7 protein-coding genes and 1 tRNA gene are annotated in these 11396 nt (G+C 62.4%); 1 reads left to right on the forward strand and 7 read right to left on the reverse strand.

Annotation, left to right across the window (positions count from 1 at the left end; genetic code table 11):
- Positions 1–42: 42 nt before the first annotated feature.
- The 7 genes from HNP00_RS04380 to HNP00_RS04410 form a co-directional block, all read right to left on the reverse strand.
- Complete coding sequence (locus tag HNP00_RS04380) at positions 43–2802, reverse strand: LuxR family transcriptional regulator (protein WP_184736318.1); 2760 nt, start codon at positions 2800–2802, stop codon at positions 43–45.
- Positions 2780–5269 (reverse strand): LuxR C-terminal-related transcriptional regulator, encoded by a 2490-nt coding sequence (locus HNP00_RS04385; protein ID WP_184736327.1) that lies wholly within the window; start codon positions 5267–5269, stop codon positions 2780–2782. Before HNP00_RS04385 ends, HNP00_RS04380 begins: the two co-directional genes overlap by 23 nt.
- 599 nt (positions 5270–5868) lie before the next feature.
- Complete coding sequence (gene pth / locus HNP00_RS04390; RefSeq protein WP_184736329.1) at positions 5869–6453, reverse strand: aminoacyl-tRNA hydrolase; 585 nt, start codon at positions 6451–6453, stop codon at positions 5869–5871.
- Between the two features lie 121 nt (positions 6454–6574).
- Positions 6575–7147, reverse strand: a complete 573-nt coding sequence (locus HNP00_RS04395) for a 50S ribosomal protein L25/general stress protein Ctc (RefSeq protein ID WP_184736332.1) — start codon at positions 7145–7147, stop codon at positions 6575–6577.
- A gap of 257 nt (positions 7148–7404) precedes the next feature.
- A complete protein-coding gene (locus HNP00_RS04400) occupies positions 7405–8385 on the reverse strand; it encodes a ribose-phosphate diphosphokinase (protein WP_184736334.1) in 981 nt (326 codons plus the stop codon).
- Positions 8382–9890 carry a bifunctional UDP-N-acetylglucosamine diphosphorylase/glucosamine-1-phosphate N-acetyltransferase GlmU gene (gene glmU / locus HNP00_RS04405; RefSeq protein ID WP_184736336.1) on the reverse strand — a complete coding sequence of 503 codons (1509 nt, stop codon included), beginning with the start codon at positions 9888–9890 and terminating at the stop codon, positions 8382–8384. Before glmU ends, HNP00_RS04400 begins: the two co-directional genes overlap by 4 nt.
- Positions 9891–10044: 154 nt before the next feature.
- Positions 10045–10116, reverse strand: a tRNA-Gln gene (locus HNP00_RS04410).
- 275 nt (positions 10117–10391) lie between these two features.
- On the opposite strand from HNP00_RS04410, the gene HNP00_RS04415 reads away from it, so the two are divergent.
- Positions 10392–10991 carry a TetR/AcrR family transcriptional regulator gene (locus HNP00_RS04415; RefSeq protein WP_184736732.1) on the forward strand — a complete coding sequence of 200 codons (600 nt, stop codon included), beginning with the start codon at positions 10392–10394 and terminating at the stop codon, positions 10989–10991.
- Positions 10992–11396 lie beyond the last annotated feature (405 nt).

Raw genomic sequence — 11396 nt, forward strand, 5'->3', positions numbered from 1 at the left:
AATCGAGAGTGCACTACTACTGCCCTGCGTCCTTCCTCCGGTTCAGCTGGCCTCTGGTGTTCCCTGCGCGCCGGCCACAGCCCCGGCGAGTTCGTCCCTGCCGGTGATCCCCAACTTGGAGTAGCACCGGTACAGATGTCCTTCGACAGTGCGGACCGAGATAAGCAGCGTGTCCGCAATCTGCCGGTCGCTGAGGCCTTGGACCGCCAGATTTACGATGTCCCGTTCCCTCTTGGTCAGTCTTGGAGTCACCGATTCGTGCTGGGATTCCTCGCCCCCTTGGCCCAGTTCTTCGTTGCAATGCGCCAGCCCCGCGCGCGCGACCGCAGTGAGCTCTTTGGTCCGGCCGCGGTCCGGGGCATCCAGCGCCAAGCTGTAGGACCGCGCGGCCAGGTGGTAGACAGCGGCCGATTGAAGCTTCTCCCCCGCGGACAAATACCGGGCAGCGCCCCCGAGTTTGAGTGCCATCCCGTACTCAGCGAGGGCTTGGGCCCATGCGCCCTCCGTTGCAGCCGCAGTTTCACAAAACCGGTCCAACCTGCTGGTGTCTCCTAGGCCAAGCACAAGCTCCAGGGCATGTAGTTCAAGGAAGGTGGCGCCTTCTTTCGCTGCATCGTCAGCGTTGGCATACAACCCCGAGATGCCGGAGCCGTCACCTTTGAGGAGTTCAATCGCGGCTTCGAAAAAGTTCCTGGCTTGGGCCGCGAGAAGATGCATGCCGTGTTTCCCCCAGGACTTGTAGTCCGCCCTGAAACGTTCAGCTTCAGGCAATCCTGCGCCAGCTGCTGCATAGAATGCCAGGGCGGCACACAGACCGAAGAGATTCTGCGGATCGCTGTCCCTCAGGGCTTCGAGGCCGGCCGTGAGCAGCGGCAGGGCTTCGCCGGCTTTTCCCTGCCTGATGGCAATATAGCCGAGCACTACGTAAGCTGCCCCCCCGAAGGAAGCCAGGGCGACGCCTGACGATTCGTAGTAGCTGTCAAGAAGCAACTGAGCATCGGCCCAGTCCCCGTCAGCCAAGGCACAAATGACATGGCGGGCGGCGATGAACTCGGGGATGAAGAATATGTCGTTCTCCTGGGGCTGTGCTACCGCGGCAGCCTCCAACGCCCGCTGTTTCCCTTGGCCGCCGAAGCCGAGGGCGCAGAGCCGCTCGGACTCTAGGGACAACGCCAGGGCCTTGAACAGTACTGCCAGGGAACCTTCGACGGATCCATGCTGAAGGAGAACGCGTTCCAGCTGGGGGCCCATCCGCCGGTATTCACCGTCCAGGGAACCAGCGACCACATTCATGAGGGCAACTGCGAGCGGCACCGCGGCTTTCGCGTCCGGTGCCTGCTGACCCTGGAGGCCTGGCTGCTGCTCGCCCCATTTACGGAATACTTCGGTATCGGCCAGGATCAAGGAGGCGGGTTGCCCCACAGCGGCACGCGTGACCGCGCGAAGCAGGCTGCCGAATATTACGTGAGAAGGTCCGGCGTCGCCGTCCAGTGTTTCTTGGGTCAGGACTGCCGCAGCTTCGTCGCGGCGGCCTAGGTTGAAGTACGATCTCGCCATGACGGCCTGGGCAACCGTTTGCCACTGCATGTCCTGAACTGCGGTCGCCATGCGCAATGCCGTCTCACTTTGAAGAAGCCTCCCGGCGAGGACCGCGGCCCTGATCAAGAGACGATCGGGCACGTCTGCGCCGCAGTCAAGGGACCATGTAACCATACGGAGGAGGGAATCCGGGTTGTCTTCCAAAACATCCATGCGGGAAATCAACTGCCGGTGCAATTGCAGGCTCTGGGCAGCAGGGACGACGCTGCGAAGCACCTCTCCGTAGATGGGAGAGACGAGCCGGAGGGTCGGCAACCCATTGGCGGAGGGCTTGATCAAATGCTGGTCCACTAACTCCTGGACGGCACTTTCACCGGCGACAACGTTGATCAGCTTCTCGTCCACTGGCTCGGCCAGCGCAATCAAGCTCAGGGCATCCCGGCCCGCTGCCGAAATGCGCATGAGCTGAAGCTTGACCACGGCTTCCAGCTTCACAGTGTGGATGGGAGTTGCGGCTGTCTTGAGCCAAACACCGTGCCGTTGGACAAGCGAACCCGAGCTTTCGGCTTCCCGCACAAGCGTCTTCAAGAGTAGGGTATTGCCTCCGGCCTCTGTCCAGAATCCATGGCTGGTGCTGTTCAGGACGACTCCACCCAACAAAGCTTCACACAGTTCATGGCCTTGTTCGGCGGTCAAGGGCTCCAGGTCAAACCACTCGGCAGTCCCCTCGTGCCACAAGCGCAAGAGTGGCCCCGGAACCCCGGGCTGGGGGACGCATGCCGCCACGATCTTGGCCCATCCTGCTTGAACAAGCTCAGTAAGCATCCCGCAGGTGGCATCGTCCAGGTAGTGCGCATCATCGACCAGGAGCAACGCTGGTCCGGTACCCATGCGGATGCTCTCGAGGTGAGCCCAGAGGGCGCGCAGCACGGCGACGCGGGAGGAAATGTCGGCAACGGAAAGTTGGGCAAGATACGGTGCCAAGACTCCATAAGGGACTGCAGAAAGCGACGGACTTCCATGAATCGGGACTTCCGCAAACTCCTTGCCAAAGATGCTGCCGAGCTGGGCTAACAGGGACGACGCGCCGAGGCCGGAATCGCCCACGATGAAGACGGCTGAACAGTCATCCGCACGGATTGCGGCCGTGATTCCAGGGAGCAAGTGCCCATAGTCCAGCCAAGGTTCAAGCGGCCTGGTACCACTTTCTCCGACAGGCCCATGCACCGCCGCAGCGTTGTCATGCCTGCGCGGTTCCTTCAAGCTCGCTCCTTGATGAGATGCCCATTTTCGTGAAGATCTGGTAGAGGTGGCCTTCAACCGTTCGGACGGAAACCTGCAGCTGGTTGGCCACCTCCTTGTTACTCAACCCTTGACTGGCCATCTTTGCAACCTGCCGCTCTCTTTCAGTCAGTTCGGGTCCGAAAGTATGCGGTGTCAGGGGCAGTACCGGCACCGTGCCGACCAAGCGGTCTAAGCGTTGCTGAGCGAGCCTGGCGGACGATGAATCGCCAGCTTCCCGGGCGATGTCGAGTGCCAGGACGGCACAGCGCGACTCCACTGCGTCCAAATTGAGCTCCTGGGCAACGGAAGCGGCAAGCAGCAGGGTCTTCGGGTCCTTTTTCCGGCTTCCTTCGGCCACCATCCGGTTTACGGCCGCCATCTTGCCTTGGCGACGGGACGAGACCTGCTCCAGAAGCAAAAGCTCCTCGTCTGTGCCGTGGACGGTGGCTCCGAAGAGGCTGATGGACGCCGTTGTGGTCCGCCCTTGCTCCAAGTCCCGGTTGGCCGACTCGATCAGGCTCTGCTTCGCCCCGGGATCCTTCAACCAGCGCCGTGCCATCTTGACGCAGAATTCAGCCATCCATGCGGGAAACCACGCCGTTTCCCCTTGCCCTTTTTCCGCCAATTCGAGAAACGTCCGGGCTTCCTTTACGTCGCCCGCCTGCGCATAGGCGAAGGCCAACGCAGAGTAGGCCAGTGCGGGTCCGTAGTAGTTGCGTCTGATTTCCAACTGCGCTTGGGCTCCCAGCAGGGTGTCGATCGCCACTGCGGCCCGTCCGGCGTAGGTGTAGGAAACGCCCAAGGCGAGCTCTGCGGCGCCCCCCAGATAATGGATGTTCTTCGGCTGCTGGTCCAGCGTCGCCGTCAGCATGCGGGCTAGTTCTTCCCACTGTCCGCTGCACAGGAGGGCGGCAAACAGGCCTTCGGACAACCAGTTGTGGAGGCGCGGCCGTGCCTTTGCGCGCTGTATCTTGTGTTTCAGCTCGCGCGCCAGTTCGATTGCTTCCATCTCCCGGCCAAGTACCGCCCAGGCCATCGTCAGCAGGCTTCCGCAACTCAATCTTTGTTGAAGGTCACTGCCTTCCCGGTATTCCTGCTCCAATGCCTCGGCAACTTCCGAATACTCACCCTGATGGACGTGAAGCTCAAAGCTGGCGAGCTTGAGCATCCCACGTGCTCGTTCAAGTTCGCCGGCGTCAGTGCCACCTTCTTGCGATCGGCGGGCAAGATCCTCCCCGGCCTCGGCGACGAGACCAGGTATTTGAAGGTGGCCACCTGGAACCCATAACAGCGCGCTGCATAGCTCCTGGACATAGTCCGCATAGTCGTACGCCGGGAGGCGCCGAAGTTGCTCGGGTGTCACGTCCTTCAAAGCTGCGACCGCAGCCTCGTGCTCGGCCAGGATGACGTGGGAAACACAGCGTTGCTGGGCCGCGGCGACCCATTCCTTGTCTTCCCGCCCAATCTGCCGGGCGCATTCCAAGGCAAACCAAGGATCGAATTGCCTGTTCGCGGCGGTCGCAGCGGCGAGGGCTACGGCCGGTTCCAACGTTTCGCGTACGTTCAGCGTGGAGGAGGCAAAACCTAGGAGGGCCTCGGCGTCCAGGTCCCGGGTAAAGCTGCCGATCACCCCGGCGGCCAGCCGGCGAAGTTCGTTCCGCCGTGGCAGGTCCATCCACCCGCGAATGACCTCACCCATGTACTCGTCACGCAGCGCCACGCGGCGGGCGCCTGAGGGTTCGATGCGGAGATAGCCGGACCACTCCATCTCGGCAACCACTTCAGGTTCCAGGACGTCCAACAGCACGGCGAGCGGGGCGGTCCGAATGAGTGCAAGCAACTCCAGTGCTTCCTGGATCGCGGGGCTCTCCCGTGCAAGTCGGGAACGGACCAGGTCGGTCAGAACTTCTGCGGAAGAAAGATGGATTTCGCCTTTCATCGCCCAAACTTGCCCGGCCAGGTGCAAGTTGCCCGAGCGAAGCTGTTCGGTGACGATGGCTTGGAGCACCAAGGGATTTCCACCGCTGGACGCATGCAAGGCGCTTGCAGCAGTTGCGGTCACTCGTTTTCCAAGGACGCCAGTGAGCAATTTAGCCACTTCTGCCCGGGAAAAGACCTGAAGCTGGACTTCGTGGAGCAGTCCATCCTTCAGCAACCTGATCAGGTCTTCCGGCATGTCGGTGACTTGGCGGACAGTAACGAGGACTTTTGCCGTTCCACTAATTAACAAGTGCACTAAAACGGCCGTGCTCATGCTATCCAAAGCAGGAAGTTCCGAAAGGACCAGCAGCACTTCGCGTCCCGCGGCGTCCGAACTAATCATTTGCGATATGCCGTGGATGATGGCCCCGGGGGAATCTGCAGCTTCAACGGGCAGGCGGGCCACCAGATGTGCAAGGGACCCGAAAGGAGTTGTGGCGTCCGTTGAACCGTGGACGTGCAGCACGTGGGTCCTAGGGGTGAGCCTTGCCTCTACGGAGCGCGCGAACGTCGCTTTGCCAACGCCCGGTGCTCCAACTACTACCACGCCATACAAAGATGGTTCGCCGAGCGCATCAATAACCGTGTTCTGAAGATCCTGCCGGACCAGCGACGACCATTTCCGACGTTCTGCAGCGCCAAGGGCTTGCCGCTCCGTTGGGTGCCGCCCTATTTCAGATTCCGGTGTTGCTCGCAATTTAGATCACGCTACCTTCGTAGCTCTGGCGGACGTGACGTTCAGCGGGTCGTTTGCTTTGGTATTTCCCTTCAACCTCAGCAGTGATTTGCAAAGTATCATAGCGATCCCCCCGAATCAATTAGTCAGCCAGCGCACCATCAGCGTACTTGTTAAACAATTGAAATGAGTACTCGCGATTCAGCTGAACTCCAGGAATCCCCTCGCGGGCACACTGCCAAGATCAGCGTCTCCAAAGCCAGCCGGTGGGTGGGCCCACGCCGCCGGGGTTCCCTGGCCGAGCGAAGCGAGGCAAGGGGGGCGGTGGGTGGGCCCACGCCGCCGGGGTTCCCTGGCCGAGCGAAGCGAGGCAAGGGGGGCGGTGGGGACTAGGCCTTGACGGGGTGAAACTTCTGCTGGGCGGCGAGCAGCCCCTCCGTCATCAATACTTCAACTGCGTCCGCCGCTTCATCAAGGAGGAATGGCAACTCCTTCTTTTCCGTGGATCCAAAATCCCTGAGGACGTAATCCGCGGTGTCCATCCGGCCCGGCGGCCTGCCGACGCCCACGCGGACCCGTAAGTAGTCCTTAGTTGCCAAAGCCTTGGAGATATCCCGCAGGCCGTTGTGGCCACCTTCGCCACCGCCGATCTTCAACTTGACGGTGTTGAAGGGAATATCAATTTCGTCGTGCACCGCAATCACGTGGTCCGGAGCGATATCAAAGAACTTGGCAAGGCCGGAAACCGGCCCGCCGGAAACGTTCATGTAGCTCATTGGCTTCGCGAGCACCACCCGCGGGCCCCCTATTCCGAGCCTGCCCTCTACGACTTGGGCCCGCGACTTGTGGGCCTTGAACCTTCCGCCCATGCGCGAAGCAAGTTCGTCCAGGACCATCTGGCCGACGTTGTGGCGGTTGTGGCTGTATTCATTGCCGGGATTGCCAAGGCCGACAATCAGCCAAGTGTCTGTCATGGAGTCATCCTAGGGAATCAAAGAGGGTTGAACGAAAGAGAAGTGGCCGGGACCCAAAGGGACCCGGCCACTCGCAACGGCTTACGCCGCGTCTAGTCGAAACGACTACTCAACGTCACGACTACTCAGCGGCAGGAGCGGCCTCTTCTTCGGCCTCCGAAGCGGCCTCCGAGATGTTGATGATGAGCGTCTCGGGATCCGTCAGCAGTGCCGAACCGCTCGGAAGGACGATGTCCGAAGCGTGGACGTGCTCGCCGGCCTTGCGGCCTTCGATGCTGATTTCAACGAAGGTCGGCAGGTGGGTAGCCTCGGCTTCGAGGGAAACCGTGGTGGCTTCCTGGTTGGCCACGGCGCCGATGGCAGCGTCACCAATAACGTGGACGGAAACGTCAACGGTGACCTTTTCGCCCTTGCGGACGGTCAGGAGGTCGATGTGCTCGATGATCTGCTTGATCGGATCGCGCTGGATGTCCTTGACCAGGGCCAGGTGCTCTTCGCCGTTGATGTCCAGGGACAGGAGGGCGTTGGAAACGCGGACGGCCAAGGTGGTAGCGCGGCCCGGCAGGTTGATGTGGATGGGCTCTGCGCCGTGACCGTAGATGACAGCCGGGATCTGGCCGGCTGAACGGGCGCGGCGGGCGAAACCCTTGCCGAATTCGGTGCGCAGTTCTGCTGCGAGCTTCTGCTCAGACATGTGTACTCCTTGATTACTGTGGCGCCGGCAAAATGCCAGGCAAGTCGATCAGCAAGGGCGGAGGTCTGTGGTGACCTTCCACGCCCGACGGAATGCCAGCTACAAGAGCAGCCAGTCCGCCTTCGTTGAAGGAGATTCAGACCCAGTCGATAACGGAGACCCGCAATCCGGCATTAACCCGGATGTGCTCTCCCTCGCCAAGGTATCCCCAAGAGTTTAGCAGTCGCGCCCGCGATTGCCGAAAACCGAAGAAGCCGTTAGGCCTTGCCGTCGAAGAGGCTGGTGACCGAGCCGTCGTCGAACACTTCGCGGATGGCGCGTGCAATCAACGGCGCGATCGACAGCACGGTGAGCTGGGGGAAGCGCTTGTCAGCCGGAATCGGCAGCGTATTGGTGACAACAACCTCGCGGGCGCCGGAATCTGCCAAGCGCTGCGCCGCCGGTTCGGAGAACACTGCGTGCGTGCAGGCGATGATGACGTCCTTGGCACCGGCGTTCTTCAGGACTTGGACGGCGCCGGAGATCGTTCCACCGGTGTCGATCATGTCGTCGATCAGGACGCACGTGCGTCCTTCGATCTGCCCGACGACGGTCTTCGAGACAGCCTGGTTCGGTACCGTGAGGTCGCGGCTCTTGTGGACGAACGCCAGCGGCGCGCCGCCCAAGCGCTCGGCCCACTGCTCGGCCACACGGACGCGGCCGGTATCGGGTGAAACAACGGTGATGTTGTCTGCTTCGACCTTGGTGCGGATGTAGTCGGCCAGCAGCGGGATCGCCATGAGGTGATCCACCGGGCCATCAAAGAACCCCTGGATCTGGGACGTGTGCAAGTCAACCGACATGATCCGGTCCGCACCGGCAGTCTTGTAGAGGTCCGCCACGAGGCGGGCGGAAATCGGCTCACGGCCGCGGCCCTTCTTGTCCTGGCGGGCGTAGGGGTAGAACGGCGAGACTACGGTGATCCGCTTGGCAGAAGCGCGCTTGAGGGAGTCGATCATGATCAACTGCTCCATGAGCCAGTTGTTCAGCGGGGCAGGGTGCGCCTGGATGACGAAGGCATCGGTGCCCCGGACGCTCTCCGCGGAACGCACATAGATTTCACCGTTGGCGAAGTCGTAGGCGTCGATAGGCAGGAGTTCCGTTTCCAGCTCCTTGGCGATTTCCTGCGCCAGCTCGGGGTGCGCCCGTCCGGCGGCGAGAACCAGTTTCTTCTCGCCGCGTGCGGTAATTTCGCTCATGCCTTTGTGCCCTGTTCTGTGGTTGCCGGAGTACTTGAGGAATCGGGGATGGCAGAGGAGCCCTGCGCGGCTTGCGCAGCCTGCGCCAGCCGGGCCGAGTTGCTGCCCTGCCGGTTGGCGATGACCCAGCCTTCAGAGTTCCGCTGAGGAGCAACACTCAGGGTGAGGGCTCCGGCGGGAACGTCTTTGCGGATAATGGCGCCAGCGCCGCTGTACGCGCCGTCGCCAATCGTCACGGGGGCCACGAAGACGGTGTTGGAGCCAGTCCGCACTCCGGAACCGATCACCGTGCGGTGCTTCTTCTCGCCGTCGTAGTTGGCCGTGATGTTGCCGCAGCCGATGTTGGTGTCCTCGCCGATCTCGGCGTCGCCGGCATAGCCGAGGTGGGACAGTTTGGAGCCCCGGCCGATGGTCACGTTCTTGGTTTCATAGAAGGCGCCGATCTTACCGGTCTCCCCCAGGACCGTGCCCGGGCGCAGGTACGTGAACGGGCCCACACTGGCCCGGGCACCGATCGTTGAGCCTGAGCCGTGGGTGCGGATAACCTTCGCGCCTTCGCCAACCGAAACGTCGGTGAGGGTCGTGTCGGGGCCGACGACGGCGTCGCGCGCCACCGTGGTTGCGCCGTGAAGCTGCGTGTTCGGCAGGAGGCGGACGTCTTCGTCCAGGGTCACGGTGGCATCGATCCACGTGGTGGCGGGGTCAACCACGGTGACGCCGGCACGCATCCAGGCTTCGACGATCCGGCGGTTATGCTCGGCTCCGAGCGCGGCCAGCTGGACGCGGTCGTTGGCACCTTCCACCTGCCAGCGGTCTTCGGTGACGACGGCGGAAACCCGGCCGCCGGCGTCGCGCGCCAGTTCGAGGACGTCAGTAAGGTACTTTTCACCTTGGATATTCTCGGTGGTCACCTTGTGCAGCTGGTCACGGAGAACCCGTGCGTCAAAAGCGTAGATACCGGAGTTGACCTCGCGGATGGAGCGCTCGGCGTCGCTGGCGTCTTTGTGTTCGCGGATGCCCAGCACAGTGGCGTCTTCGGCACGAAGGATGCGGCCGTACCCATTGGCGTCGTCGAGGATCGCAGTCAAGACCGTCACTGCGTTGCCCTGGGACTCGTGCGTTGCGACAAGCTCGGAGAGAAGGGAGCCGGTCAGCAACGGAACATCGCCGTACGTGACCACTACCGTCCCGATGAGTTCGGCCTTCGCGTCCAGGGCGTTAAGGGCTACCTCGACGGCACGTCCGGTTCCGGGAACGTCGTCCTGGTCCACAATGACGGCGTCGGGGTCGATCAGTTCAATGTGCGCGGCGACGAGGTCCCGCTCGTGGCGGACTACCAACGCCAGCTGCTGGGGGTCGATGGAACGTGCGGCAAGGATGGCGTGTGCCACCATGGAACGTCCACCGATTTCGTGGAGAATTTTGGGAGTTCGCGACTTCATGCGCGTACCGGCTCCGGCAGCTAGGACGATTACAGCAGCGGGGCCAGTAGTATCGGGGCTCACGAAGTCGCTCTCCTTGCTCGGTAACGTCCGGGCGAACCCGGCTGCGGCATCTGCTCTATCCTACTCTTGCCGATTCACAGCCTTCCGCGCAGCCAAGGGACGGCTTCGGGAGAGACAGTGCCTTCAGAGGCGGTGCCGGCAGACCACCGACAAGTTCCGCCCATAGGATTCGAACCTATACTCCACGGCTCCAAAGGCCGGGGTGCTGCCATTACACCAGAGCGGACCGTGTGCGCGGGCCCTTGCGGACACGAGGCCCGCGGGGTTCCCGATTGACCGGGTCGCACACACAAGAATCTAGTTTGCCATGACCGTTGCGATGTTCGCGACTTGGCGCATCACCGAGTCCTTTCTGCGGGTGCCGACCTGCCCTCCAGGAGCCGCTTCACGATTGACATAAGGCATGATGGATGCGTGAGCAACAGCACAGGACTTCCTCCGCGCTCGACGGGTTCCAGGGTGATCAACCACCCGCCCTCAGGCCAGGCTGTACGTGCCCGGATGACTGGATCGCAGCGCCGTTCCCAGCTCATCGAGATTGGCCGGGGCCTCTTCGCGGCCCGCGGCCTCGATGCAACCACGATTGACGAAATCGCAGCCGCCGCAGGAGTATCCAAGCCGGTAATTTACGAGCACTTCGGCTCGAAGGAAGGCCTCTACACGCAGGTTGTGGAGTTCGAATTCCGGATCCTGCTCGACGCCATCAACGAGTCCCTCGCCGCCGAAGCCAAACCACGCGTCCTCGTTGAACAGGCGGCCCTCGCCTTGCTCGGCTACATCGAAGAGCGGAGCGACGGCTTCCGGATCCTCATGCGGGATGCCCCACCATCCCAACCCGAAGGCGCCTTCTCCACCTTGCTCGCCCACGTGGCAGACCGCGTGGAAAACCTGCTCGCCGACGAATTCTCCCGGCGCGGATTCAGCTCTGCCGACGGCGCCATGTACGCCCAAATGCTGGTAGGCATGGTGGCCATGACCGGCCAATGGTGGCTGGACCACCGCGAGCCCGACAAACGCGCAGTCGCCGCCCACCTGGTCAACCTGGCATGGAACGGCCTGACTGGCCTACAAAAGGAGCCGGAGCTGCGGAGCGAGGGCTAGGGGTTCTGGTTGCCTTGGCTTGCTGCATCTCGGTCGCCTCCGCAGTGCAACGTCCCTTCGCGGGTTTCCGTGGTCACCTACGCAGTGCAGCGACCCTTCGAACGTTTCCGTTGTCGCCCACGCGGCGCAGCGGCACTTTCGCGCGTGTCCTTGGTCGCCTCCGCAGTGCAGCGACCCTTCGAACGTTTCCGTTGTCGCCCACGCGGCGCAGCGGCACTTTCGCGCGTGTCCGTAGTCGCCTACGCGGAGCAGCGGCCCTTCGCCGTCGCTTAGACACAAGGCAAATGGGCACCTGCGGTCGCTGAGCGACCTCCAGTGCCCGATGCCTCGCGATGCGCTCCTACCCGAAGGCCCGCAGCACCGCTCGTGCCAATCTTCCGTTCGGCGCGCCTTAGTCTCGACGCC

The sequence above is a fragment of the Arthrobacter sp. AZCC_0090 genome (assembly GCF_014207375.1).
GTDB lineage: Bacteria > Actinomycetota > Actinomycetes > Actinomycetales > Micrococcaceae > Arthrobacter.

What these genes read in the sequence shown, in the direction of transcription:
- pth (WP_184736329.1), bottom strand. Translation starts at nt 6,453, where the DNA reads ATGACAGACACTTGGCTGATTGTCGGCCTTGGCAATCCCGGCAATGAA.
- HNP00_RS04395 (WP_184736332.1), bottom strand. Translation starts at nt 7,147, where the DNA reads ATGTCTGAGCAGAAGCTCGCAGCAGAACTGCGCACCGAATTCGGCAAG.
- HNP00_RS04400 (WP_184736334.1), bottom strand. Translation starts at nt 8,385, where the DNA reads ATGAGCGAAATTACCGCACGCGGCGAGAAGAAACTGGTTCTCGCCGCC.
- HNP00_RS04415 (WP_184736732.1), top strand. Translation starts at nt 10,392, where the DNA reads ATGACTGGATCGCAGCGCCGTTCCCAGCTCATCGAGATTGGCCGGGGC.